19 protein-coding genes and 2 pseudogenes are annotated in these 27,000 nt (G+C 51.8%); 13 read left to right on the top strand and 8 right to left on the bottom strand.

The window, feature by feature from the left end; all coding sequences use genetic code 11:
• Positions 1-32 precede the first annotated feature (32 nt).
• The 6 genes from rep to ACMYUL_RS13035 all read left to right on the top strand — a co-directional run bounded on the left by rep (position 33) and on the right by ACMYUL_RS13035 (position 7,819).
• Positions 33-2,033 carry a DNA helicase Rep gene (rep, locus tag ACMYUL_RS13010; protein WP_342031599.1) on the top strand — a complete coding sequence of 667 codons (2,001 nt, stop codon included), beginning with the start codon at positions 33-35 and terminating at the stop codon, positions 2,031-2,033.
• Positions 2,034-2,489: 456 nt separating this feature from the next.
• Positions 2,490-2,903: a hypothetical protein gene (locus tag ACMYUL_RS13015; protein WP_070514185.1), complete on the top strand. Its 414-nt coding sequence runs from the start codon at positions 2,490-2,492 to the stop codon at positions 2,901-2,903.
• Positions 2,904-3,218: 315 nt separating this feature from the next.
• Entirely contained in the window at positions 3,219-4,694 is a 1,476-nt protein-coding gene (gene trpE, locus ACMYUL_RS13020; protein ID WP_070514184.1) for an anthranilate synthase component I, read from the top strand.
• A gap of 62 nt (positions 4,695-4,756) precedes the next feature.
• Positions 4,757-5,326 (top strand): RNA 2'-phosphotransferase, encoded by a 570-nt coding sequence (locus ACMYUL_RS13025; RefSeq protein WP_070514183.1) that lies wholly within the window; start codon positions 4,757-4,759, stop codon positions 5,324-5,326.
• A gap of 52 nt (positions 5,327-5,378) precedes the next feature.
• Positions 5,379-5,681: a hypothetical protein gene (locus ACMYUL_RS13030; protein WP_070514182.1), complete on the top strand. Its 303-nt coding sequence runs from the start codon at positions 5,379-5,381 to the stop codon at positions 5,679-5,681.
• A 230-nt stretch (positions 5,682-5,911) separates the two neighbouring features.
• Entirely contained in the window at positions 5,912-7,819 is a 1,908-nt protein-coding gene (locus tag ACMYUL_RS13035) for an ATP-binding cassette domain-containing protein (RefSeq protein ID WP_415771021.1), read from the top strand.
• A gap of 216 nt (positions 7,820-8,035) precedes the next feature.
• Here ACMYUL_RS13035 and ACMYUL_RS13040 read toward each other — a convergent pair whose 3' ends face one another.
• From ACMYUL_RS13040 to ACMYUL_RS13050, 3 genes are all read right to left on the bottom strand, one after another.
• Positions 8,036-9,337, bottom strand: coding sequence for an RHS repeat protein (locus tag ACMYUL_RS13040; protein WP_415771023.1), 1,302 nt, complete (start codon positions 9,335-9,337; stop codon positions 8,036-8,038).
• Between the two features lie 111 nt (positions 9,338-9,448).
• Entirely contained in the window at positions 9,449-9,730 is a 282-nt protein-coding gene (locus ACMYUL_RS13045; protein WP_415771024.1) for a hypothetical protein, read from the bottom strand.
• Between the two features lie 2 nt (positions 9,731-9,732).
• Complete coding sequence (locus ACMYUL_RS13050) at positions 9,733-13,926, bottom strand: RHS repeat-associated core domain-containing protein (protein WP_415771026.1); 4,194 nt, start codon at positions 13,924-13,926, stop codon at positions 9,733-9,735.
• A 372-nt stretch (positions 13,927-14,298) separates the two neighbouring features.
• Here ACMYUL_RS13050 and ACMYUL_RS13055 point away from each other — a divergent pair, with 372 nt between their 5' ends.
• From ACMYUL_RS13055 to ACMYUL_RS13065, 3 genes are all read left to right on the top strand, one after another.
• The gene (locus tag ACMYUL_RS13055; protein WP_415771028.1) at positions 14,299-14,544 is read left to right on the top strand and encodes a hypothetical protein; all 246 of its coding nucleotides are present in this window, start codon (positions 14,299-14,301) and stop codon (positions 14,542-14,544) included.
• An 80-nt stretch (positions 14,545-14,624) separates the two neighbouring features.
• Entirely contained in the window at positions 14,625-16,586 is a 1,962-nt protein-coding gene (locus tag ACMYUL_RS13060; RefSeq protein WP_415771030.1) for a DUF6531 domain-containing protein, read from the top strand.
• Positions 16,587-16,817: 231 nt separating this feature from the next.
• The gene (locus ACMYUL_RS13065) at positions 16,818-17,234 is read left to right on the top strand and encodes a hypothetical protein (RefSeq protein ID WP_415771032.1); all 417 of its coding nucleotides are present in this window, start codon (positions 16,818-16,820) and stop codon (positions 17,232-17,234) included.
• Between the two features lie 287 nt (positions 17,235-17,521).
• Here ACMYUL_RS13065 and ACMYUL_RS13070 read toward each other — a convergent pair whose 3' ends face one another.
• From ACMYUL_RS13070 to ACMYUL_RS13080, 3 genes are all read right to left on the bottom strand, one after another.
• Positions 17,522-18,181: a phosphoesterase gene (locus ACMYUL_RS13070; RefSeq protein WP_415771034.1), complete on the bottom strand. Its 660-nt coding sequence runs from the start codon at positions 18,179-18,181 to the stop codon at positions 17,522-17,524.
• A gap of 112 nt (positions 18,182-18,293) precedes the next feature.
• Positions 18,294-19,139, bottom strand: coding sequence for a hypothetical protein (locus ACMYUL_RS13075; protein ID WP_415771035.1), 846 nt, complete (start codon positions 19,137-19,139; stop codon positions 18,294-18,296).
• 33 nt (positions 19,140-19,172) lie between these two features.
• The gene (locus ACMYUL_RS13080) at positions 19,173-20,402 is read right to left on the bottom strand and encodes an ATP-binding protein (protein WP_415771037.1); all 1,230 of its coding nucleotides are present in this window, start codon (positions 20,400-20,402) and stop codon (positions 19,173-19,175) included.
• A 1,577-nt stretch (positions 20,403-21,979) separates the two neighbouring features.
• On the opposite strand from ACMYUL_RS13080, the pseudogene ACMYUL_RS13085 reads away from it, so the two are divergent.
• Positions 21,980-22,135: pseudogene (locus ACMYUL_RS13085) on the top strand (transposase); the annotation flags it as partial.
• A 147-nt stretch (positions 22,136-22,282) separates the two neighbouring features.
• Here ACMYUL_RS13085 and ACMYUL_RS13090 read toward each other — a convergent pair.
• Positions 22,283-22,696: pseudogene (locus ACMYUL_RS13090) on the bottom strand (EamA family transporter); the annotation flags it as partial.
• 48 nt (positions 22,697-22,744) lie between these two features.
• Between ACMYUL_RS13090 and ACMYUL_RS13095 the strand changes: the two are divergent.
• On the top strand, positions 22,745-23,452 hold the full coding sequence (locus ACMYUL_RS13095) for a 7-cyano-7-deazaguanine/7-aminomethyl-7-deazaguanine transporter (RefSeq protein WP_003755171.1): 708 nt from the start codon (positions 22,745-22,747) through the stop codon (positions 23,450-23,452).
• 39 nt (positions 23,453-23,491) lie between these two features.
• Here ACMYUL_RS13095 and ACMYUL_RS13100 read toward each other — a convergent pair whose 3' ends face one another.
• On the bottom strand, positions 23,492-24,388 hold the full coding sequence (locus ACMYUL_RS13100; RefSeq protein ID WP_107145152.1) for a LysR family transcriptional regulator: 897 nt from the start codon (positions 24,386-24,388) through the stop codon (positions 23,492-23,494).
• A 356-nt stretch (positions 24,389-24,744) separates the two neighbouring features.
• Between ACMYUL_RS13100 and ACMYUL_RS13105 the strand changes: the two genes are divergently transcribed.
• Together ACMYUL_RS13105 and ACMYUL_RS13110 are read left to right on the top strand one after the other, a co-directional pair.
• Positions 24,745-25,107, top strand: coding sequence for a DUF485 domain-containing protein (locus ACMYUL_RS13105; protein WP_415771040.1), 363 nt, complete (start codon positions 24,745-24,747; stop codon positions 25,105-25,107).
• A 110-nt stretch (positions 25,108-25,217) separates the two neighbouring features.
• Positions 25,218-26,906, top strand: coding sequence for a cation acetate symporter (locus ACMYUL_RS13110; protein WP_415771041.1), 1,689 nt, complete (start codon positions 25,218-25,220; stop codon positions 26,904-26,906).
• Positions 26,907-27,000: the final 94 nt, after the last annotated feature.

The raw sequence follows: 27,000 nt of genomic DNA on the forward strand, positions 1-27,000 counted from the left end.
TCTGCGCCTCTTTTTGGTTCGTCTGCATTCCCATGAAACTCAACCCCCAACAGCAAGCCGCCGTCAAATACCTCGGCGGGCCTCTGCTCGTGCTTGCCGGCGCCGGCAGCGGTAAAACCGGCGTGATTACGCAAAAAATCAAACATTTGATTGTCAATGTCGGCTATCTGCCGCATACCGTCGCCGCGATTACCTTCACCAATAAAGCCGCCACGGAAATGCAGGAGCGCGTCGCCAAAATGCTGCCCAAGTCGCAAACGCGCGGGCTGACGATTTGCACGTTCCACTCTTTGGGCATGAAGATTTTGCGTGAAGAGGCGAACCATATCGGTTACAAAAAAAACTTCTCCATCCTCGATTCCACCGACAGCGCGAAAATCATCGGCGAACTCTTGGGCGGCACGGGAAAAGAAGCCTTATTCAAAGCTCAGCACCAGATTTCCCTGTGGAAAAATGATTTGAAAACGCCCGAAGACGTGCTTCAGACGACTTCCAACGCATGGGAAGAACAAATCGCGCGCGTGTATGCAAGCTATCAGGAAACCCTACAAAGCTATCAGGCGGTGGACTTCGACGACTTAATCCGCCTGCCCGCCGTACTGTTGCAGCAAAACAGCGAAGTGCGCAACAAATGGCAGCGGCGGCTGCGTTATCTGTTGGTTGACGAATGTCAGGACACCAACACCTGTCAATTTACGCTGATGAAACTCTTGACCGGCGCGGAAGGCATGTTTACCGCTGTCGGCGACGACGACCAGTCCATCTACGCATGGCGCGGCGCGAACATGGAAAACCTGCGCAAAATGCAGGAAGACTATCCGCAGATGAAGGTCATCAAATTGGAGCAAAACTACCGCTCCACCGCGCGGATTCTCAAAATCGCCAACAAAGTGATTGAAAACAACCCCAAGCTGTTCACCAAAAAACTTTGGTCGCAGTTCGGCGAAGGCGAAATCGTCAAAGTCGTCGCCTGCCAAAACGAGCAACACGAAGCCGACTGGGTCGTCAGCCAAATTGTCAAACAGAAGCTGGTCGGCGGCGACAAAACCCAATACGCCGATTTCGCCGTGTTATACCGCGGCAACCATCAGGCGCGGATTTTTGAAGAAGCTTTGCGCAGCGCGCGCGTTCCTTACCAACTCTCCGGTGGGCAGAGTTTTTTCGACAAAGCCGAAATCAAAGACGTTTTGTCCTATTTGCGCCTGCTTGCCAACCCCAACGACGATCCCGCCTTCCTGCGCGCCGTTACCACACCCAAACGCGGCATCGGCGATGTAACGCTGGGCAAGCTCAACACCTACGCGCACGAACACGAATGCAGCCTGTATGAAGCCGCGCAAACCGAAGAAGCCCTTACCCTGTTGAACAATACCAACCGCCAACACCTGCAAGCCTTTATGGATATGTTCGGCAGCTACCGCGCCAAAGCCGAAACCAGCGAAGCGGGCGAACTCATCAACAGCCTGCTCAAAGAAATCGACTACGAAAACCACCTGCTTGCCAGCGAAGAGGGCAAAGCCGGCGAAATCAAATGGCGCAACGTCAGCGACTTGACCGGCTGGTTGGAGCGCAAAGGCGAGCAAGATGGCAAAAACATCATCGAACTTGCCCAAACCGTTGCCTTAATGACGCTTTTGGAGGGCAAAAGCGAAGAAGAAGTCGATGCCGTCAAACTATCGACCCTGCACGCCTCCAAAGGCTTGGAATACCCCTACGTTTTCCTCGTCGGCTGCGAAGAGGGCATCCTGCCGCACAACGACAGCATCGAAGAAGACAACGTCGAAGAAGAACGCCGACTGATGTACGTCGGCATCACCCGCGCCAAACGCCAGCTTACGCTGACCCACTGCGTCAAACGCAAAAAACAAGGCACATGGCAGTTCCCCGAACCCAGCCGCTTCATAGACGAAATGCCGCAGGAAGACATCAAGATTTTAGGGCGCAAAGGCGGCGAGCCGATTGTGAGCAAGGAAGAAGGCAGAAGTCATCTTGCGGGAATGCTGGATATGTTGGCGGCGAAAGGGAAGGGCTGATATAGTGGATTAACTTTAAACCAGTACGGCGTTGCCTCGCCTTGGCTCAAAGAGAACGATTCTCTAAGGTGCTGAAGCACCAAGTGAATCGGTTCCGTACTATCTGTACTGTCTGCGGCTTCGTCGCCTTGTCCTGATTTAAAGTTAATCCACTATACATCGGAAAGACAGGGCGCAAAGTGGTCGTCTGAAAACGGCTTTAAGGGCATCTTGGGGAATCAGTTTTCAGACGACCTTTTTCAGCGATTTGAGGGTCGTCTGAAACGCCCGTCCTACCAATAAGTAGCATATTCAAACTATTTCGTTTCGGGTATAGTATCGCCTGAACAGACTTTCAGGCAGGCTGAACCGGCGCGGAAGCGATGTTTTATATGTTATCCCTAAAGATTCCCGCGCCGCCTATCGTCAGCCCGCCCTAAACCGTATGATGCGACATTGCTTTGGAGAAGCGCTGAAATGTTCAAACGTCCTGAAGAAATCATTGTCCTTGTCCTTGCCGTCATTTGGGTGGTGCTGACTTATTTCATCGCCGCCTTTCTCGGCGCAGATACTTACACCATCTTCCTGATTACCGGTTTGACGCTGTTATGGGCAGTTGTGTGTTTCCGCCTGTGGCAGATCAACCTGAGCCGCAATATCTGGCCGCTGTTTTTAGGCAGCTTGGTGATGTGTTGGTGGCCATATTTGGATTGGTATGCCATCAAAGACATCGTCGTTCCGGCATCCGGAGGGGAGGCTATTATCGTAACCAAACCTTGGTATGCAAGCTGGACTTTCAAATTCATCCTGTCTCTCATTCCGGTAGCGTTCGGCTATTCGTTCAAATGGAAGCAGGCTAAAAAACGCCATTCCGCCGCTCCGCGCGCCTGAAATCCAAACCTAAAACGCCGTTAACCCCAAACGGCGTTTTGCTTTTTCAGACGACCCGCGTACTGTCAACGCTATCGATAAACTGCTATACTTTTCGGATATAGTGGCTTAACTTTAAACCAGTACGGCGTTGCCTCGCCTTAGCTCAAAGAGAACGATTCTCTAAGGTGCTGAAGCACCAAGTGAATCGGTTCCGTACTATTTGTACTGTCTGCGGCTTCGTCGCCTTGTCCTGATTTTTGTTAATCCACTATAATTCGACCGGTTTTTACTCGGATAAGGTCGTCTGAAAAGTACCCGACAAACGGAATAGAAATGATCAGCAAACAAGAATACCAAGCCCAAGCCGCCCAAGGCTACAACCGCATCCCGCTCGTGCAAGAACTCCTTGCCGACTTGGATACGCCGCTTTCCCTCTATCTCAAACTCGCCAACCGCCCCTATACCTATCTGCTCGAATCCGTTGTCGGCGGCGAACGTTTCGGCCGCTATTCCTTTATCGGACTGCCTTGCAGCCACTATCTCAAAGCCAGCGGCAAACATGTCGATGTTTATCAAAACGGCGAAATCGTCGAGCAACACGACGGCAATCCGCTGCCCTTTATCGAAGCCTTCCACAACCGCTTCAAAACGCCCGAAATCCCAAGCCTGCCGCGCTTTACCGGCGGATTGGTCGGCTACTTCGGTTACGAAACCATCTACAATTTCGAACACTTCGCCCACCGCCTGAAAAACACCGCCAAAGCCGACCCGCTCGGTACGCCCGACATCTTGCTGATGCTGTCGCAAGAGTTGGCGGTTATCGACAATTTGAGCGGCAAAATCCACCTCATCGTTTACGCTGATCCCTCACAGCCCGACGGTTACGAACGCGCCCGCGAACGCCTCGAAGACATCCGCACCCAGTTGCGCCAAAGCTGCGCCATCCCGCTTTCGCTCGGCAGCAAACACACTGAAGCCGTCAGCGAGTTCGGCGAAGAACCGTTCAAAGCCTGCGTCAACAAAATCAAAGACTACATCTTCGCAGGCGACTGCATGCAGGTCGTCCCCAGCCAGCGCATGAGTATGGAATTCACCGACAGCCCGCTCGCCCTCTACCGCGCCCTGCGCACGCTCAACCCTTCGCCTTACCTCTTTTACTACGATTTCGGCGATTTCCACATCGTCGGTTCCTCGCCCGAAATCCTCGTCCGCCGCGAACGCGACGACGTCATCGTCCGCCCCATCGCCGGCACGCGCCTGCGCGGCAAAACCCCCGCAGAAGACCTTGCCAACGAGCAGGACTTATTAAGTGACGCCAAAGAAATCGCCGAACACGTCATGCTTATCGATTTAGGGCGCAACGACGTCGGCCGCATCAGCAAAACGGGCGAAGTCAAAGTAACCGACAAAATGGTGATTGAAAAATACTCCCATGTGATGCACATCGTTTCCAACGTCGAAGGTCGTCTGAAAGAGGGCATTACCAACATGGACATCCTCGCCGCTACGTTTCCCGCCGGCACACTCTCCGGCGCACCCAAAGTCCGCGCCATGGAAATTATCGAAGAAGTCGAACCGAGCAAACGCGGCATATACGGCGGCGCCGTCGGTGTCTGGGGGTTCAACAACGACATGGATTTGGCGATTGCCATCCGCACCGCCGTAGTGAAAAACAACACGCTATACGTCCAAAGTGGCGCAGGCATCGTCGCCGACTCCGACCCGACCTCCGAATGGCAGGAAACGCAAAACAAAGCCCGCGCCGTGGTTAGAGCAGCGCAGATGGTACAGGAAGGGTTGGATAAATAAATTTCAGACGACCTTTAAAGAGGGAAGGTCGTCTGAAAATATTTAAAAGAAAGAAAAGACCAATGAAATTAAACGAAAAACAACAAAAATCCGTCAGCAAATTCCTTAGCCTGATCTTACGTCACAGACCCGAACAAATCGGAATCACTCTGGACAAAAACGGCTGGGTGGATATTGATATCCTGTTGGCACAAGCCAATCATCCCAAGCACAACTTTACCGGAGTTTCGCTGACGTACGATACTTTAATGGAAATTGTTGAAACCAATGATAAAAAACGGTTTACCGTATCAGAAGACGGTAAGCGTATTCGTGCCGCGCAAGGGCACTCCACAAAACAGGTTGAAATCCAGTATTGTGCAACGACACCGCCTGATATCCTATATCACGGCACAGCGGAAAAATCGGTTCAATCAATATTTGGTCAGGGATTGCATGCAGGTTCACGCCATTTCGTCCATCTTTCCGCAGATATCGAAACCGCAATAAAAGTCGGCTCCCGACATGGCAAACCCGTCGTGTTGACCATCAACACCGCCGCCATGCTTGCCGAGGGTCATCAGTTTTACCTCGCAGACAACGGCGTTTGGTTGACTGAAAAGGTTCCGTCGAAGTTTATTGCCAAGTTGTGAATTTAGTTTGAGTTTTTCTTTAAATACAGATAATTGAGTGGAGTAAATAGATATGAAGAAATCATTGATTTTAATTTTTACGGCTTTGACTGTACTGATTGCTGGTTGTGACAAAATGAAGTCTGATACAAATATCGATCAAAGTGATGTTTGTGTCGTGAGCAAAATCAATAAAGACGAAATCCAAAAATGTACATCGGGCAAACTTATATTCATTTCACCACAAACATGGGGCAGTGAGAAAGTTCCTATTGAATTGTCAGCATTTTTCTGTGATACCAATCATCAAATCATCTACAACAATAGCGGTGTATTGTGTGTTTATACCGACAAACGTATGCATAAAATCAAATAGTTTACGATTAGAAAAATCCGCCCGTAAAAATAAAGGGCGGATTTTGTTTGTGAGCACCTGATTACCCGTCACATGGATTCGTATAATGTATATTATGTTAAATTATATAGATTGATTCGAGCTTTCCAATATTCTTTCTACAGTTCTACCCATCTCTCTTCATACCTATCACAGAGCTTTTTAAAATCAGTTAAAATACACGACTTGATTTTATTTTTCCCTATTTCCTTATGAACATCTTATCCGTAGAAAACGCTTCCTTTGCCGTCGGCCATGTCGCCCTGCTCGACAAAACTTCCTTCCAACTCGACAGTGGCGAAAAAATCGGCTTAATCGGCCGCAACGGCGCGGGTAAGTCTTCATTTCTGAAAATCCTCGCCGGCGTGCAGAAACTCGACGACGGGCAGATTATCGTTCAAAACAACCTCAAAATCGTTTATGTGCCGCAGGAATCGTTTTTCGACAAAGAAGCCACCGTATTCGACACCGTTGCTGAAGGCTTGGGCGAAATCCGCGACCTGCTGCGCTGTTACCACCGCGTCAGCCATGATTTGGAACACAATTCAGACGACGTTTTATTAAAAGAACTCAACGAATTGCAGCTTGAAATCGAAGCGAAGGACGGCTGGAAGCTGGATGCGGCGGTGAAGCAGACTTTGGGCGAACTCGGTTTGCCGGAAAACGAAAAAATCGGCAACCTCTCCGGCGGGCAGAAAAAGCGCGTCGCCTTGGCGCAGGCTTGGGTGCAGAAGCCCGACGTATTGCTGCTGGACGAACCGACCAACCATTTGGACATCAACGCGATTATCTGGCTGGAAAACCTGCTCAAGGCGTTTGAAGGCAGCCTGGTCGTGATTACCCACGACCGCCGTTTTCTGGACAACATTGCCACGCGCATTGTCGAACTCGACCGCGGCATTCTGCGCTCCTATCCCGGCTCGTTCTCCAAATACAGCGAGAAAAAAGCGCAAGAGTTGGCGGTTGAAGCGGAACACAACCGCCTCTTCGACAAATTCCATGCGCAGGAAGAAGCGTGGATACGCAAAGGCATCGAAGCGCGCCGCACCCGCAACGAAGGCCGCGTGCGCCGTTTGGAAGAACTGCGCCGCCAGCGCGCCGAACGCCGCAACGTGCAGGGACAGGTCAATTTCAAACTCGACAGCGGCGAGAAAAGCGGCAAAATCATCGCCGAACTGGAACACGCCTCGTTTGCCTACGGCGACAAAGTCATCATGGACAAATTCTCCGCCATCCTGCAGCGCGGCGACAAAATCGGCTTAATCGGCCCCAACGGCATCGGCAAAACCACCTTCCTCAAGCTGATTCTGGGCGAATTGCAGCCGACCTACGGCAGAATCCGCATCGGCAGCAAGCAGGAAGTCGCCTATTTCGACCAGTTCCGCAGCGCGCTGAACGAAAACGACACCGTGTTTTACACGCTCGGTCAAGGCAACGACTACGTCGAAGTCGGCGGCAAGAAAAAACACGTCATGAGCTATCTGGAAGATTTCCTGTTCCACCCTGCCCGCGCGCAAAGCCCCGTCTCATCGCTCTCCGGCGGCGAACGCAACCGCCTCCTGCTGGCAAAACTCTTCACCCGCCCCGCCAATATCCTGGTCTTGGACGAACCGACCAACGATTTGGACATCGACACCCAAGAGCTGCTCGAAGACCTGCTGCGCGATTACCAAGGCACGGTATTCCTCGTCTCGCACGACCGTATGTTCCTTGATAACGTAATTACCCAAAGCATTGTTTTCGAAGGACAAGGCCGTCTGAAAGAATACATCGGCGGCTATCAGGACTATATCGACGCAAAATCGCGCGAAGAGAAAATTCAGACGACCTCCGCGCCGAAAACAACCGCAGAACCGGAAAAAGTCAAACCCAAAGCCAACCGCACAGTCAAACTTTCCTACAAAGAACAACGCGAACTCGACGCCCTGCCCGACGAAATCGCCGCCTTGGAAACCGAACAGGCGGAAATCAATGCGCAACTTTCTGATCCCGAAATTTTCAAAGATTACGAAAAAGCCGGCGCATTACAAAAACGCGCCGAAAAAATCGAAACGCTGCTTTTGGAAAAATTGGAACGCTGGGAGCTTTTGGAGGCAAAGCAGAACGGTGAAGCAGTTTGATTTGTCGATAGTAGATTCCTGTTTGCTTTAAATATCAGCAATGAGATAACAAAAAGCCTTGAAATTATTATATTTCAAGGCTTTTATACGTTATAAAATAAAACTGAAAATTAGGCTTGGTGGAGGCGGGGGGAATCGAACCCACCTAGCCCGTAACCAGTAGTATGTGTATAGACAAACGCCCTTGACTTAGGGCGTTTTTTATCTGTTCATATACTACTGGCTGCGGTCATTTGTGCCACAATTTGTGCCACAATTTGTGCCACAATTTGTGCCAAACCCAACGAGGGTATTCCCATTAATACTCAAACCAACCAATACAAAAAAACAAACCGCTCGGTGCCAAGTCTCGGGACGGTCTTTCAGACGACCTTTATCGGTGCTTTGACCGTATTCGGTCTGCTGAACCAGTTGTCCGACGGCATCGTAGCCGTAGGCGGTGATTTTGCCGTCCCAGCCGGTTTCTTGGATCAGGTTGTCGGTCGGGTCGTAATCGAGACGGTAGGTTTCGCCGTTCTCGTTGGTGAGGACGGTCAGACGGCGGGCTTTGTCGTAGGCGTAGGCGAAGGTATGGCCCAGCGCGTTGGTGCGTTTGAGCGGCAGTCCGTCCACCGCGAGTTCGTAGGCGGTTTTGGCACCGAGTCCGTCGATGTGGGCGGTCAGACGGTTGAGGCGGTCGTATTCGAAGGTTTCGTGACTGCCGTCGGGATAGTCGGTACGGACGGGGTTGCCCGCTGCGTCGTAGTGGTGGCGGGTGGTATGGCCCAGCGCATCGGTAACGGTTTCGAGATCGCCGTATTCGGTGTAACCGAAACGGGTGGTTTCGCCGGTACAGTCGGTAAAGCAGACGAGCTGGTCGAGGGTGTCGTAGTGTAGGTGTCGGGTTTTGCCTAAGGCGTCGGTAATGGTTTCGGGCAGCCATTGGGCGTTGTAGCCGTAGCGGGTAATGTAACCGGCGGGGTCGGTGATGCTGATGAGGTTGCCGCGTTCGTCGTAATCGTAGGCGGTAATCCTGCCTGCGGGATCGTTGACGGCAACCGGCAGGTTGAGGGTTTCGTGGTAGTCGATTTGGGTGCTGCTGCCGTCCGGCGCGGTGATGGCGATGACGTTGCCTTCGGTATCGTAGAGATAGCGGGTTTCGCGTCCGAGGGGGTCGCGTTCTACGGTAATGCGGCCGTAGCTGTCACGTTCGCTGTCGCTGCGCTGTCCGTCGGCGTCGATGCGGTAGATAAGTTCGCGGTTTTCGTCGAAACCGTACACTTCCGTCCGCCCCAATGCGTCGGTAACGACGGTATGGTCTTTGCGGTAGTCGAACGTCCATTCTTCGCCGAGGTTGTTGCTGCTTTTAAGCACTTTGCCGTCGGTGTCGTAACGGTCGTATTCGTAGCGGGACACCAGTCCGTCGGGCTGGCTGTGTTCGACCATGATGTGGTTACGGTAGGCGAAACCGCGCAGTTTTTTGCCGTCGCGTCCGTAAACGGCGGTCAAATCGCCGTAGCCGTCGTAGTCGTAGCGCAAAAAGGGTATTGAGACCGTCTAATAACCCGAAAAAACCGCGTGCGTACTTGAGGCACGCACCCTACCTGTGAATTTGGAAATTTATGCAGGCTACGACTTGCTTTATTTTATTTATTTAAAGGATACAATAGAAGTAATTTTATTAATAAATTTTTTAGCTAAATCTTCATTTTCTTTTTTGAAAAATCGAATATCTAAGCCGTCATCTACATCACTAACTAAAATAAATTCTTCTTTCATAAATAAAAAATACCACATATCAGCATTAGGGCTTATAACCACTTCTTGTAATTCAATATCCATTACCTTTATTAATTCATTGATTTCACTGCTATCAAAAGAAAAATCTAATGGAAGAGACCATAGGGATTTATTAATTTTTAATGCCTCCATAATTATATCCCTAACTCTGCAAGTAATTTGGCGCAATCGACACCATCTAGCAACTTTTTATTTACTGATTCTCTAGATTTTCTTGATGATTCTATAATATCTTCATAAATTGCATTGCCTTCCAATCCCTTTTTCTTCTTCTTCGCAACTAATTGTTTAAAGGTTAGCATTGGATCGGTTTGGTACAGCTTAATAGCAGCTTTCCTATCTTTCATCAACATTCTTGCTCGAATCCTTGCCTCATTTCTTTGTTTGGAAAGATTTCTAGCACGTTGTTTTAAAGAAAGTTTGCAATTATCCTTTATTCTACTTTCTTCTCTTATATACCAGCATCGAACTGCTACATTACTTAGCGAACCAGCCTTGGGATCGCTTGGTCGAAGTTTAACTAAACCAGCAGGGTCGACCCACATTAACCCATTCGGCGCAAAAGCATATAGATTCTCCCCGCCCAACAACCGAATTGGATCCTGATTCACAAACCGTCCGGCGTCAGGCTCGTAATAGCGCTTCAGGTTGTAATGCAGCCCTGTCTCTTCATCGAAGTACTGGTTTTGCAGTCGGAACGGCTGATGCGCGTTCTTGTAAACCCGCCCGTCCTTTTTCAGACGACCCCAGGCGGTGTATTCGCCGTACCAAAGGAGATTACCGTGGATGTCGGTCATCTCGCGCGGGATGCCGATTTGGTCGGTGTGGAAATAGGCGAGGTATTGTTTGCCGTCTTTGGCGTTGTCAAAGATTTGCGCCAGCGGTTCGTAGCTGTCTTGGTCGGTATAGATATAGGTGTAGCTGCCTTTGTAGGTGTACTCCTGAAGTAATCGCGTTCCGTCCCAGACGAAGTGGGTGCGTTTCGGTTCGGTGCTCGTCCAGGCGAGTTTGTCTTGGCGTTCTTTGGAAAGCCTTCGGCCGAACGGATCGTAGGCGTATGTCCAGATTTCGGTATTGCCTGCGGGCTTTTTGATTTCGGTGCGGACGAGTTGGTTTTCTAAATCGTATTGGTAATATTGGTTTTCGCCGTCGGGCAGCTCGCGGTAGATCAAATTGCCCAATGCGTCGTAGGTGTATTCGATGCCGTTGTATTCTTTGAGGCGGTTGTCGCTGACCGGGTTAGGGTTGGCAGGTGATTTCAGACGACCTTGAGTTTTGGGGTCGTCTGAAATCGGAGCGGTCGCTTTGCCCTCTCCCACGGGAGAGGGAGTAGATGTTGGAATGTCGAGAATGTTGTGGGCGGGGTCGAAGGCGAAGGTTTCGCTGCGGCCGGTTTGGCTGTTGCGGGCTTCTTGAATGCGTCCGATTTTGTCGTAGATGTAATTGAGGACACCGCTTCTTTGGTCGGCGCTTTGAATCAGGTTGCCGGCTTTGTCGTAGGCGTAGCGGCGGTTGACGGCGCCGCCGGCCAGCGGGTTTTGTTTGCCGTGAAGCGTTTGTGTGCCGCTCCGGACGGTACGCTGGCTTTTCAGACGACCCATGGGGTCGTAGTCGTACAGGCTGCTGATGCTGCCCTGCGTCCTTTGGATTTCGCGGTGCAGTTTGTCGCGTTCGATGTCGGTTATGACTTCGCCGTTAAGGCTGATTTGGTGCAGGTGTCCGCTGCCGTAGTACAGGTAATCGATATGGCGGCCGTCGGGCAGGATGGTGCGGATGCGGTTGCCCAACGGGTCGTATCGGTAGCCTACGGTGGCGCTTTGGCCGTTGTGGACGGTGGTTTCGCCGATGAGTCGGTCGAGTTCGTCGTAGGCGAGTTCGACGCTGCTGTGATGGTTGCGGGCTTTGGTCAGGTTGCCGGTAATCGGGTCGTAGTCGAAACGGGTGCGGCTGATGCCTTCGTCTTTACTTTGTCCGTTGCGGTCGGAGACTTTGCGGCTTTGTTTTTCGATCAGTTGGCCGAGGATGTTGCGTTTGAACCGGTGGATGTGCCAAGTCTCGGGACGGTCTTTCAGACGACCTTTATCGGTGCTTTGGCCGTATTCGGTCTGCTGAACCAGTTGTCCGGCGGCATCGTAGCCGTAGGCGGTGATTTTGCCGTCCCAGCCGGTTTCTTGGATCAGGTTGTCGGTCGGGTCGTAATCGAGACGGTAGGTTTCGCCGTTTTCGTTGGTGAGGACGGTCAGACGGCGGGCTTTGTCGTAGGCGTAGGCGAAGGTATGGCCCAGCGCGTTGGTGCGTTTGAGCGGCAGTCCATCCACTGCGAGTTCGTAGGCGGTTTTGGCACCGAGTCCGTCGATGTGGGCGGTCAGACGGTTGAGGCGGTCGTATTCGAAGGTTTCGTGACTGCCGTCGGGATAGTCGGTACGGACGGGGTTGCCCGCTGCGTCGTAGTGGTGGCGGGTGGTATGGCCCAGCGCATCGGTAACGGTTTCGAGATCGCCGTATTCGGTGTAACCGAAACGGGTGGTTTCGCCGGTACAGTCGGTAAAGCAGACGAGCTGGTCGAGGGTGTCGTAGTGTAGGTGTCGGGTTTTGCCTAAGGCGTCGGTAATGGTTTCGGGCAGCCATTGGGCGTTGTAGCCGTAGCGGGTAATGTAACCGGCGGGGTCGGTGATGCTGATGAGGTTGCCGCGTTCGTCGTAATCGTAGGCGGTAATCCTGCCTGCGGGATCGTTGACGGCAACCGGCAGGTTGAGGGTTTCGTGGTAGTCGATTTGGGTGCTGCTGCCGTCCGGCGCGGTGATGGCGATGACGTTGCCTTCGGTATCGTAGAGATAGCGGGTTTCGCGTCCGAGGGGGTCGCGTTCTACGGTAATGCGGCCGTAGCTGTCACGTTCGCTGTCGCTGCGCTGTCCGTCGGCGTCGATGCGGTAGATAAGTTCGCGGTTTTCGTCGAAACCGTACACTTCCGTCCGCCCCAATGCGTCGGTAACGACGGTATGGTCTTTGCGGTAGTCGAACGTCCATTCTTCGCCGAGGTTGTTGCTGCTTTTAAGCACTTTGCCGTCGGTGTCGTAACGGTCGTATTCGTAGCGGGACACCAGTCCGTCGGGCTGGCTGTGTTCGACCATGATGTGGTTACGGTAGGCGAAACCGCGCAGTTTTTTGCCGTCGCGTCCGTAAACGGCGGTCAAATCGCCGTAGCCGTCGTAGTCGTAGCGCACCAGTTCCTTGCCGTTGAAGGTAACGGAGGTGAGGCGGTTGACGTAGAAACGTTCGTCTTCGGAAACGAAGACGTCCCGCTCTCCAGCCGGGTCGAAGTCGGGATCGTTGTCGTTCAGTTGGATGGAGGAGAATACGGGTTGGAAGTGTCGGCCGCTGCCGTCGTAAATGCTGTGCGGCAGTCCGTTGTCGTCGTAGCAGAGGCGGATATGGCGGCCGTTGCGGTCGAGTTGGGCGACCAGTTGGTAAATGCCGCAACCGGAATCGACTTCGGCAAACAGCAGCCGTGCGCCGCCGTCGGGGGAGGCGATTTGGTAGAGGTCGTCTGAAATCTGTGAAAAGAAGATTTGTTCGTAAGGATCGAAATAGGCGTCATCCAGACCGTAGGGATCTTCTTCGGCGGAAGCAGGTCTTGGTGCGGCCTCTTCTTCATATAAATCGTCCTCATCGTCGTCGGCTGCGGAATAAGGCTCGTCCGCTTCGTCGCTGATATCCGGCAACGAAATTTCCCTGCCCTGCTCATCAATATAAAGGAAACCGTCGGCAGTACGGACAAGATGCATGGAGAACGGCAGCGACCAACCTTGTCCCAACCAGCCGTTGCCTATTTGGTCGGAATAGTAGCTGCGCTGCCAAACAAGGGGAAGCGGGGAATCGAAGGCAAAGTCGGTCTCGGTATCGTCAAATAGGACTTTGATACCGAGCACTGCGTTTACGGGGTTACCAACATTTGTGGCAGCAGCTACCTTACAAGGAATACAGTGACCATGACCCGAGGTAACCACCCCGCCATCGAAGCCCATGCCCATGCCGCCGCTAAAACCACTGACCATTTTACGGGAAGGCGGTTTGGGGCTCGGCTGACCGGGTATCATGGACGCAAGGGAAACCAGTTCGGATATGGCATCAACTGCATCGGCTGCAGCAGAATCAGGCGCAACTATGGAAAGGGCAGTGGAAGCAACATCGGCAACCATCTCTATCACATCAACCGGTCCGGCTGCATTGGTCAGCGGCTCGGGTGGATTGGCAGAGCCTTGAGACACCATGGCTGGTGCGGCTGGTTTGGGGATGAGAATACCGAAAGTATTACCGAAAGAGGCCATGGGTTTACTCTCTCCGTCGAGATTCTTTTATTTTTGAAATGAAAAACTGGAATATTTGAGAAACTTGAGAAACTAAGTCAAAATAATTATGACTGTTTTAGAATGGCATTGCAACAAAATTATACAAATGAGAAACTGTAAACACAGTGTATCTTAAGACGTTAAGAATAAATAACGTTTTGTAAATACAATAATATCATAAAATGCTTACTTCACCTATTTTTTGATATGTAAAAAATATCAATGCATAAATCAAATTTATGGTAAAGTATTCGCAAAGTAGGCATATTTTGGATATGTCTGAGATAAGATTATAATCAATAACTTAAGTAACTTTATTTTTGTTAATTTTATTTTAAGTGGTTGTTATTTATGCGGCAAATAGAAACCTACTTTCAACTAGATTTAATTGATTTATTAATTCAGAAAAATGCTGACCCTTTACAAACTAATAAATTAGGTTTATCACCCATCAATTATTACTTAAAATTACACCCTCCCTTATGCCAAACACCTTTTTCAAAAAAGAAAGTAGAGAATGAAGAACTTTTTGTAGAATCAGAAGAAGGTATTTCACCAGGGAATATGAATATTAGAGATACTAAGTACAACACATAGACTTTCCCAAGCTCTAACGCCCCCGTAAGGTCGTCTGAAAAATTTTCAGACGACCCCATCCCCAACAGGAGCAAGCCGCCATGGCATTCAATAAAATCGCCCGCAAAGACAGCGACTTTAGAGTCGTCTTTATCCTCCCCGATTTCTGCTGGGCGCCCCCTCCTGCTCCTCCTGTCACACCCATCCCCTTCCCGCTCTTCGCTGACCTGGGCAACGCTCAAACCGTCGCCAAAGACGTCCGCCTCAACCGCAAGCCCGCCTTCGTCTTCAATGCCAGTAAAACCAACCGCACCACCGGTGACGAACCCGCCCTTCCGGGCCGCAAGGGCATACTTTCCCGTACCGCCACCAAACCCGCATGGCCGATGATGCACTCCTCTTCGGTTAAAATCCGCAAGCGCTACATCATACGCGCCGGCGATATGTTCCACATGAACAACAAGTTCAAGAAGAAACTGCCGCCCAAACCCTGTATTTCCTGCAAAGCCGCCGCCGCTGCCGGCCGCCCGGTCAATCCGATACACGGGCTGAAGTTTTTGGAGAGTGAAACCGACTTTGCTTTTGAAGGCATCCTGCCGCTGGTTTGGAGCCGCAGCTATTATTCCGACCAAGACGGTACCGGCTGGCTCGGCGAGGGCTGGAGCGTGCCGGGCTGCCAACGCATCATCCGCGATGCGGCGGGATTGGCCTATATCGACGATCAGGGCCGTCTGTTCCCGCTGCCGGAAGTCGATGAAGACGATGAAGAGCCGGTATTGTTCGAGAGCGAACAGATTTGGTTCAGCAAAAATCCGGACGGGCATTATGTCATTGCTTCGCTGGACGGTTCGATAGCGCTGCGTTTTGCGCCTTTGGTGGTGGCGGAAGACGGTTCGGACGAAGATGCCACCCTCTTCCCGCTGGTGGCGGTGGAAGACGCCAACGGCAACCATCAGCGTTTCGTCTATCATCCGCTGACCGGTCTGCCGCAATACGTCATCGACGGCAACGGCCGGGTGTTCTCGCTGAACTTCGGCAATGTCGCGGATGAGCAGTCGCCTAAAATGCGGCTGCTGTCGGTGTCGCTGCTGGAGGGTTTGCCCGTCTTCGGCGAGGCGGTCCGGGTCGGCAGTCCGCTGGTCCGCTACGAATACAATAATAGCGGCGACCTGCTGCGCGTCATCGGCCGCGACGGCGCTGTCAAACGCAGCTTCGGCTATAAAAACAATCTGATGGTGTCGCACACGGATGCGGCAGGATTGGTATCGGAATACGAATACGACCATTACACCCCGACCGGCAAGGTGTTGCGCAACTGGACCTCCTTGGGCGAGGAATGGCGTTTTACCTATCACGACGGTTATACCGAGGTAACCGACGTGTTGGGCCGTACCGAGCAATATCATTACGATTACAACAACGAGTTGACCAAACGGGTATTTGCCGACGGCAGCGCCGTATTGATGGAACGCGACGGTTTGGGCCGTCTGCTCAGCCATACCGATGCAATGGGGCGCGTTACCCGCTATCAGTACAGCAACGAGGGGCAGGTGGAGGCCATCGTCCGCCCCGACGGCGCCATCCTGCATTTCGACTATGACGACTGCTACCGCCTGATCCGTAAAAGCGATGCGGAAGGCCGTTATGACGGCTATACCTACGACGAAGCGGGCAACCTGCTGACCCATACCGACCCGCTGAAACATACCACCCGTTTCGAATACGACGACAACGGCCTGCTGCTGTCGGTAACCGATCCGAACGGCAGCAGCACCGCCTATCACTATAATGAAAACCGCCAGCCCGACCTCATTACCGACTGTTCCGGTTACGAAACCAAACTGGCCTACACCCCCGAAGGGCAACTGGCGCGCATTACCGATGCGCTGGGACAGCACACCGAATACCATTACGACGCCGACCAAAACCTCACCCTCGCCCTCTATCCCGACGGCAGCAAAGAAACCTTCGGCTACGATGCCGCAGGCCGTCTGAAAACCCATACCGACGGCGAAGGCCATACCACTTCCTACGAATACGGCCAAGACGGTCTGCCGACCTGACGCACCAATGCGCTGGGCCATACTTTCGGCTACCATTACGACAAAGCCCGCCGCCTGATCGGCCTGACCAATGAAAACGGTGCGCGCTACCGTTTTGCCTACGATGTCCTCGACCGCCTGATTGCCGAAAGCGGTTTCGACCATAAGCTCACCGGCTACCGCTACAACGCCGGCAACGAGCTGATCGAGCAGCGCGAATTCGGCGACGACGCCTCCCTCGCCGCCAAACTGATGGCGCAGCTGGGCGGACAGCCCGTCCCCAAAAAAGACGCCGCCCCGCTTTCAGACGACCTCGACAGCCAAACCCCGCTGCGGATTACCGAGTTCAAACGCGATATATTGGGACGCTTAATCCACACCTTCGCCCGCGATAACGACAAGGTTCAGGAAACCGTTTACCAATACGACTTGGACGGCAACCTCGTCCGCGCCGCCAACCGCCACAGCATCACCTGCTTCGACTACAACGAAAACGGCCAACTCATCGCCCAGCACCAATGGAAGGTGCCAAGCAAGGAAGAGAACGCCCGAAACGTTTTGCCGACAGCCAAAGAGATTACGGCGCGGAAGAGATCGCCAGTGTGTTGGACCAGCTGGCGTTTACCTACCATTTTTACGGGAGGCATACCAAAACAACTTCGCGGATAACGGCATCACCCGGTCGGTAAAAATTAAAGAATTGGAATTTGACGGACAGGGAAAATTGTCGGAAGGCTGTATGTTGATTTTGGAAGTGGAGCAGAAGAAAGGGGACAAGCTGTTTACGCTTTCGCCTGTACCGTTAAACGAGATCATTCATTTTATGCAGGACACTTGGCGGTATTGCTGATGCGGAAAGGACGGATTGAAAACCCGTCCTTTTGTTTTGCCGGTTGTTTTTCAGGTAGCCTACACCATTCAAGGCTACCTGAAAATTCATTTCTAAAAATAAAAGCTCATTCATTCAATGCCGCCAATCTCGCCCGAATTTTTGCAGCTGCATCTTCCGTACTGTTACCAACGATAACGTTTTGCTTGTCGTCGAAATACTGCACGGCAGGGAGGTCGCGCAGGAAGCTGTCAATATCCTGTGCGGTCAGGAAACGGCCGTGCATATCCCAGCCGACATTGAGGGCGCGTCCTTTGACGGCGGCCATGCGGTCGTGCAGATGGCCGTAGAGGTGGTATAGGCCGTGGTGGATACCGTCCCATTCGTATAAAGGATAGTGGCACAAAATCGCGGTATTGCCGATTTCGGGCAGTTTGAGCCGCCGGTAATGGCTGGCGGACGAGAGCAACGGATGGCCGTCGGCTTTGCGCGTGTTGAGGAAATGTGCTTCGTTTTGCCAAATCAGGTAGTCGTGGTTGCCGTAGATCAAATGGTGTTGCCCGTTAAGCCGTTGCAGCACGGCTTCGATGTGTGCGGGCTTTTTGGCAAAGCAGACATCGCCGAGGTTGTACACAGTGTCTTGCGGGGTAACGACGCGGTTCCAGCAGTCGATCAGGTATTCGTTCAGCTCGTTGGTGTTATCGCTTTGTAGGCGGAATTGCGGGCAGTATCGGGCGATGTTGGGATGGGAGAAGTGCCAGTCGGCGGTGAAATAGGTTTGGGACATGGGATACTCGGTTTCGGGTGATCTGACAATGAAAAATAAGGTGCAGGCTGCTTTAGAGGCCGTCTGAAACAGGGTTGGGGCGATAAAAAGCAGCCTGCACTTTTTTGCCCATCTATCTGCCGGTCAATACCAACCGTCGGCAGAAGGCTTCCCAGTCGGTAAGGTGCACAACGTGCGTGCCGTCTGCCAACGGGTGTACATCGGAAGCGCAGGCAGTGCGCCAATAGATGTAAAACGGAAGTTTGGCGATGTCGGCTTCCAATACGGCAGCATTGTCTTGTTCTGGCGTATGCACAATCGGCAGGCCGAAATAGCTATATTGGCCGTCTGCAGCTTGTTTACTGGTATGGCCGGTTTGGCCGCGGTGTTTACCGGTACGGACAAACCGGCGGCAGAATGCGTTCCAATCGTGCAGAAAAACGGCGGCTTGCCCGTCTATTAGGCTTTGGGCAGAACCGATGCTGCTGTCCCGCCAAAATGAATAGAACGGCAATTCGGCGATGTGGTACTCCATGACGACAGGATAATCGCCCTGTCCTGCCGGCCGCATCACCGGAACGCCGAAACAGGCGGTTTCAGGCAAGGTATGTGCAGGCTGCATAAAGGCGTTTTGCAGGATAACGGCCGCTTCGGCAGGTTCGATACCCAAACTGTCTATGGCGGACTGCAAGGTTGCGGGCAGGTCGCAAAAGCAGCCTGCACCGTCCGGCAGGCAATACACCGAGTTGTGCGTATAGGCCAGCGGTGCCACCCATCGGGTAACGGGCGAGGTGCGGATTCGGCTGCCTGCGGCAAAGCGTCCCGCCCCGTCTTGGGCGACCGTGCCGTACACCACGGCATACTCGGATTTGCCGGGCGTGTGGTAGCGCGTGAAGGTCCAGTCAGTGAGCTTGCAGGAGGCGAGGGTGCCGTCGTGGGAATGTGCGGATGGGATGGGGTTGGAGGGGGTGTTAGGCATGGTTCATTCCTTGAAGGGCGGTTTCAGGCAGCCTCAAACATAGGCTGCAGGCACGGCAACCAAATTCTCCGCCAACCAGATTTTTTGCGCGTACTGGTTGATGATCGTGCCGTGGGCGATGCCCAATTCGTTTGCTAGCAGCGTGTTGCGCAATAGGTTGAAAGCGGCGGCCATTTTTTTATTCGGATTGGCGGTGGCTTTGATTTCAACGGGGTACAGCATCTGCTGGTGTTCGATCAGTAGGTCGATTTCTTTTTGATTGGTGTCGCGGTAAAAATAAATCGGTGGTTCCTGGCCTTGGTTGTGGAAGGATTTGATGATTTCACCCACGACAAAAGTTTCAAAAAACTGCCCGCTCTTGGCTCCGTTTTGAATGGTTTCCGGCGTCAGCCATTTGGTCAGGTAGGCCATCAGGCCGGTGTTCAGCATATAGACTTTCGGGGTTTTGATGGCGCGTTTGAGGTGGTTGTTGCCATAGGGTTGCAGCAGATAGACGATGCCCGATGTTTGCAGCACGGTGAGCCAACGCTTGACGGTATCCACCGATACGCCGATTTCCTGGGCCACGCTGCTGTAATTCAATAATTCCCCGCTGCGGGCGGCAATAGCAATCATGAACCGAGTGAAATCACCGCTGCTGCCTACATTGACCAATTGGCGCACGTCGCGTTCGATATAGGTGGCGACATACGAGGCATAGTAAACCTGCCAGTCGGTTGCGGGTTGCTCGTATAAGCGCGGCATATCGCCGCGGTGGATAATCTGCCAGATATTTTCGTGTTCGGGCAAACTGAATACCGGTTTCCGGTCAGCCAAATAGCCTTCGTCCGGCACAAAGGCCGTCTGAAAATCATCGCCGCGCATTTCGCGCCACGACAATCCGTTTAATTTCAATACCGCAATGCGCCCGGCCAGGCTTTCGCTGACATTTTGCATCAACTCAAAAGCCTGAGAACCGGACAGCAGGTACAGGCCGTTCTTCTTGCGCCGGTCTATATCCATTTTCAGCAGGGGGAACAGCTCGGGGGCATATTGGACTTCGTCCACAATCAGCGGCGGCGTGTGGTTCAATAAAAACAGTTGCGGCTCGTTTTCGGCTTGGTCGAGCAGCAAGGGATCGTCTAAGGTAAGGTATCCGTATTCGGGCGCAATGTGCTGAAGCAGCGTAGATTTACCGACCTGCCGCGCACCGGTCAGCAATACAGCGGGAAATTGTGCGGACAGCTTTTGCAGGACGGATTGCAGGTGACGTGGGTAATACATAACAAAATCCAGTTTAACTTAAGACAGAATCTTAATTTAAACTGTATTTTTGCGCAATACATCTTATTTTGTATGGTAATGATGCCGTAGGCCACACCGCGAAACAGCCGCTATATACACTCCTTGTTATACTGGCGTACATAGTCCTCGGGCGTGATGCGCCGCTCATTCTGGCTGTTAGGCAGGTAATCAACAATAGAGACCGAGCTAGATAACACGGTAGATTCTCCGGCGGTACAAAAGGTGCGTGAAGAGTTAACAGCATTAAGCGATCAGCGAGCATAACAGGAAGTAGCTGATGATGCTTACAGATACGCTAACCCGACTAAAAAAAGAACCGCTCTTTCCAGTTAGGCAAGCTGACCGACAAAGGCACATCCGAACCACTACTGAAACCAGAACATGCTCTTTCGCAGCTGCAGAGGGTTTTTGACGGGGTTCAGATGGCACTAAGGGGGGTGAGCTCATGGAGCACAGTACGCAGGCCTCCCTACTTCAAGTACGCTCAACAGAACAGCAACGGATACTGTGTTCTACCCGTAGTGATATCAATGCGCTCATGAAGGAGGTGCAAGGCATCAAACATCCTTTCCATAACCTATCTACATTCAACCAGAGATATTCAGCCCCGCCCTTCTAAAACATCATCGGTATCCTAGAATCCCAACTACAATCCTGATAATTATTGGTGGAACCAATATTAACCAAATCGCCAGCCAATAAACAAGCCACCCTGATTGGGTGGCCTTTTTATTATTGGGTGGACAGATACATCTCGCGAATCTGCTCTTGGGTTGGTTTGGTTAACCCCATTGGTCATTGGTACAGCGTAGGATGAATTTATTGCTTCGGCAGACATAACTAACGCTCCATCCGCCAGTTTGCATACATCTCCATATTGGCATACTCGACTATTTCCCTTTTTGTCATCAACCCACCTACCAACCCGAAGGCTGTCGAGCCGAACCCGATAACATAAAATCAGCTTCGCCCTCGTTCGGTTGACGACCGAACTCGGAGTATGCTGACGGGCGTCTTACCGAATTCCGTCTCGACAATCCGATGACCATCGTGTCAAACCCTATGGGGAAAGTCAGCCAAAATTTCCAAAATCACCGATGTATATATACTATATATGATATATATATTCTTATAATAGGTACTTATATAGTATATATAAATATAAGTATGCGCTTTAAACAAAAAAAGCAATCTCTAGGACACATCATAGCTCCACTTTTCCCAGATCTATAATTTCAAAAAATTCGGGAGGTAAAACAATAAAAGTTTTACCTCCCGAGAAAAATTTTTCCGAAATCTTCATATATCGCTCATATTTTTCAGAGTCTCTTCCTCCAATGATAAATAATTCTTTACAGACCAGTCCTTCATCTTTTTATTTTTATGCAGACCGTAGTAGAACACTTCGTGAAAAAAATAAATGTGGCCCAAACTTGAGTAAAAATTTTTCCAACACGAACCCTAGTACACCGGCCTGGCAAACCATGGCTGGAATTTTTCTGTACCGGCTACCAAGTTTTGTTTACCTTGCTACTTTTTCTCTTCAAATGACAGCAATCGAACAAAGCTTTGGTACGTTGCACCGTAAATTCCGCTATGCCCGGGCAGCCTATTTTGGTCTGATTAAAGTGAGTGCGCAAAGCCATCTGAAGGTGATGTGTTTGAACCTGTTGAAAGCCGCCAACAGGCTAAGTGTGCCTGTTGCCGCCTAAAAGGCGGTCCGGATGCCTTATTATGAGGTATCCGGGGAGGATTAAGGGGGTATTTGGGTAAAATTAGGAGTGATTTGGGGCGAAAACAGCCGAAAACCTGTGTTTGGGTTTCAGCTGTCGGGGGAAGTGCTTTTTTGCAAAGGTCTCGGCCAAAGTCAGCACGCCGGCGGCAATCAGCCCAATGCCCAGCCATTCCTGGGAAGACGGCCATTCCTTCAACACCACTGCGAATAACGCCACCAGCACGATACTGAATTTATCCACAGGCGTGACCTTTGAGGCCTCGCCCATCTGCAAGGCCTTAAAATAAGCCAGCCAAGATGCGCCTGTGGCCAAACCCGACAATATCAGGAACGTCCAATTGCGCGCGGAAAAATCGGTCACGCCCTGCCATTTGCCCGCATAACTCAAAAATGCCGCCAAGGCAGCCAAAATAACCAATGTGCGGATAAAGGTGGCAAAATCCGAATCGATGTCCTGCAAGCCGGCTTTGGCAAAAACAGCCGTCAAAGCGGCAAAGAAAGCAGAAGCCAATGCCCAATAAAACCAAGTATTTTCCATTTTACCGCCTTCTAATTTCAAATATTTAAACAAAAATCAAGGATTCCTATGCAAGACAACGGCTTCTCTTATGCCCAGCAACGGCATGCGCTGTTTTGGCTGGTATTGTTCCATATGCTCATTATTGCCTCAAGCAATTATTTGGTGCAATTCCCCTTCACCGTAACCCTGCCCAACGGATTTGAAGTACATTCCACTTGGGGCGCGCTGACCTTTCCGTTTATCTTTTTGGCTACCGATTTGACCGTTCGGATTTTCGGGCAGCGGCTGGCGCGGAGGATAGTATTTTTCGTCATGTTTCCCGCTCTGGCGCTGTCTTACGCATTATCCGTCTTGTTCCAAAACGGCACATGGGTCGGTTTTGCCTCTTTGGCCGTATTCATACCGTCTGTGTTCCGTATCGCCGTCGCCAGTTTTTCGGCTTATGCGGTCGGACAGATATTGGATATTTTCGTGTTCAACCGGCTGCGCCGCCTGAAATCGTGGTGGATTGCCCCTTTTTCATCAATGTTTGCTGGCAATGCAATCGACACTTTACTTTTTTTCGGCATAGCCTTTGCCGGCAGCGGCGACAAATTTATGGCTGCCAATTGGCCGCATATCGCCTTTGTTGATTATCTGTTCAAACTGGCTGTTTGCACCCTGTTTTTCCTGCCCGCCTATGGGGTATTGTTGAAAATTCTAACCGGCAGACTAACCACATTGCCGGAGGAAGACATAAGGCAGACCGCCGCCCTTGCAGAAGAACATTTGTGAAGGGGCGGGTGTTTCTGACGGGATGGATAAAGGGGTTGGTCAGGCTTTGCCGATTTCGGCCTGCCAAACTTCCAACACACAATCCAGCAGCAACAATAGGGCGTGGTCGGTGCCATATTCGTCCAGATAAACGAAATGCAGCGGCAGGCTTTGTTCGAATTCGTCTATCAGGGCGACGGGTTTGCCTTGTGTGCGGGCGGCTTTGGCGGTATGTTTGGGCACCATGGCCAGTCCCGCACCATCGGCGACCAAGTCGATAATGGTTTGAGGATAATCGCAGATGATCTGCTTTTTGGGCGACAGCTTGTGGCGGTGCCAGAACTGCTGTAGGTTTTTGTGGCTGCCGGATATGCCGGACATCTCTATCCAAGTGTAGTCATTCAGGCTTTTGGGCAAACCGCGCCGCAACTTATCTTCTTCCCCATCCGGGCAAATCAAGGCGTAGGCGATGTTTTGCAGGAAACGGCATTGCAGGCTGCGTCCTTCTATGTTGCCGAGGAAAAAACCGCCGTGCAGCCGCTTTGCGGTCAGGCGTTCCAAAATTTCGCCGCTCATACCGTATTGGATGTGAAGTTGCACATCGGGACTGCGCTGTTGGATCAGGCGGGTCAGTTCGGTTACCTTGTGTGATGCTATGGGGTGGATCAGGCCGAGCTGCGCATGGAAGACGAAGTGTTCCGACAGCGTTTCGGCAAACTTTTCCAAACGGTGCTTGTGCTGCATCAGGGCTTCGGCTTCGGGCAGCAGCACTTCGCCTGCGCGGGTAAGCTGCATACCGTTGCTGGTGCGGATGAAAAGCGGCGTACCGACGTCGCTTTCTATGGCCTTGATTTGGGCGGAAACGGCCGGTTGCGACAAAAACAGCCTTTCGGCGGCCTGTGTCAGATTTTGCGTATGCGCCACAGTGATAAAGGCGCGCAATTGATTGATATCCATATATTCTTCTTTTTTCTACAGATAGAGGGCAGCGTTCTGTCTGTTTTGCCCATGTTTATCTGTGCATTTGTTTGAATTTTCTTATTTAAAATCAATTAACTACTCAGAAACCGAATTACTTCGGCCTTATTAGGCATCAACCTTTTTGATAATCCTTATCCAAATTTGCAATTACCGCGCCAAAAATATCGTTTTTAAAATTTTTTCTTTTATATTCATTAAATTGAATCAAGCCATAGGTAGTCCGGATAGGCTTAATCAGAATTTGCGATTGGCATCGTGTGCGGCTTGGACATTTAATATCTCGGCGGGCTGCCGCTTCGCAATTAAATAACCCCTACATAAGGAGCAAACCGATGGGCAAATCATCTACGGAAGAGGCCAGATTAACGGCTGAAATCCTGAATAATCCGAAATTCCAAAAAATGGCGCAGCAGAAGTCGTTGCTGGGCTGGTCGTTTTCGGCAGTAATGTTTTCCGTTTACACGGCCTTCATCTGGATCATCGGCACGCGCCCCGACCTTTTGGGACGCAAAGTTTCCGAAGGAGGCGTTACCACTTGGGGCATCTACGCCGGCATCGCCGTTATTGTATTTTCCTTCCTTATTACACTAGCGTATGTGTGGTTGGCCAACGGCTATTTCGAAAAAACCACGCGGGAGGTGGTACGTGAAGTTCAGGGGGATGCATCCTGTACTAACGTACAGGAACATGCATAAGGCACAGCTTCATGTACCTGTCCGATTGGAAAGGGATAACGCCTGTTGTTACAAAAAATCCAGATTCTACTGCCCCAAAGGGCTCAGTTTCAACCATTAAGGAAATTCCGATGAAAAAAATATACATAAAAACAATATTATATTTCATTTCGCCGATATTTGCGAATGCGGCGTATGCGGACGCGCTGACGGGCGACGTGCAGCGGCAGGCGACCAATTGGACGGCCATCGTGATGTTTTTCGTCTTTGTCGGCAGCACGCTGCTGATTACCAAGTGGGCGGCACGGCAAAACCGTTCGGCCAAGGATTTCTATACGGGCGGCGGCGGGATTTCCGGCACGCAGAACGGGCTGGCGATTGCGGGCGACTATATGTCCGCCGCGTCTTTTCTCGGCATTTCGGCAATGGTGTTTACCAGCGGCTACGACGGGCTGATTTATTCCACGGGCTTTTTGGTCGGCTGGCCTGTTGTGCTGTTTTTGGTGGCTGAGCGGCTGCGTAATCTGGGACGGTACACGTTTTCGGATGTGGCCGCCTACCGCCTGAAACAAACGCCGGTGAGGGTGTTTTCTGCCGCAGGTTCGCTTTTGGTGGTGATTCTTTATTTAATCGCGCAGGTGGTGGGTGCGGGCAAGCTGATTCAGCTTTTGTTCGGCATGAGCTACCTTTCCGCCGTGATACTGGTGGGCGTGCTGATGGTGGCCTATGTACTGTTCGGCGGGATGCTGGCAACGACATGGGTTCAGATGATTAAGGCGGTGTTGCTGCTGGGCGGGGCGACGCTGATGGCGTTTTTTGTGTTGCAACATGCGGGGTTCAATCTGGAAACCATGTTCGGCCAGGCCGTATCGGCGCATGAAAAGGGCGAGGCAATCATGTCGCCCGGCGGGCTGGTCAAAAACCCGGTGGACGCGCTGTCGCTCGGTTTCGCACTGATGTTCGGCACGGCCGGGCTGCCGCACATTCTGATGCGCTTTTTCACCGTGCCTGATGCGCGAGAAGCACGCAAGTCGGTGGTGGTGGCTACGGGGCTTATCGGTTATTTCTACCTGCTGACGATTATCATCGGCTTTGGCGCGATTATTTTCCTGAGCCGCGATAACCCGCAGTTTTTCACGCAGGTTGTCAAAGAAGGCAAAAGCGTGTACGAAATGGTGGGCGGCACAAATATGGCGGCGGTGCACTTGGCGGGAGCCACGGGTGGCGATTTGCTGCTGGGCTTCATTTCGGCCGTCGCCTTTGCCACAATTTTGGCGGTGGTGGCGGGGCTGACGCTGTCGGGCGCATCGGCGGTAAGCCATGATTTGTACGCTTCGGTCATCCGCAAGGGCAAGGCCACGCAGCACGAAGAGATGCGGGTTTCCAAGGCGGCCACGCTGGCTTTGGGCATTGCGGCGATTGTGTTCGGGATGGCCTTTGAGAATCAGAATGTGGCCTTTATGGTCGGGTTGGCTTTCGCGTTGGCGGCATCGGCCAATTTCCCCGTGCTGATGCTCAGTATGTTTTGGAAGGGGCTGACCACGCGCGGGGCGATTGCGGGCGGTTTTGCGGGGCTGCTCGGTGCGCTGGTGCTGATTGTGCTGGGGCCGACCGTGTGGGTGAGTGTGCTGCATCACGACAAACCCGTCTTCCCCTACGGTAATCCCGCGCTGTTTACCATCCCGCTGGCCTTTATCGTGGCCTGGCTGGTGTCGCTGGCCGACAAATCGGAACAGGCCGGCTGCGACAAGGCGGGTTTTGACGCGCAGTACGTCCGTTCGATGACGGGGGTAGGCGCGGCCGAAGCGAGCGATCATTGATTTCCGTTTTTGCAGGCTGTTTTTTCAGACGGCCTGTATCGGTTTTTCATCTTGTTGTTTGACCTATGTCGGTTTTTGGCTGTATTAATGATAT

The organism is Neisseria sp. CP9 (assembly GCF_047758525.1).
Lineage (GTDB): Bacteria > Pseudomonadota > Gammaproteobacteria > Burkholderiales > Neisseriaceae > Neisseria.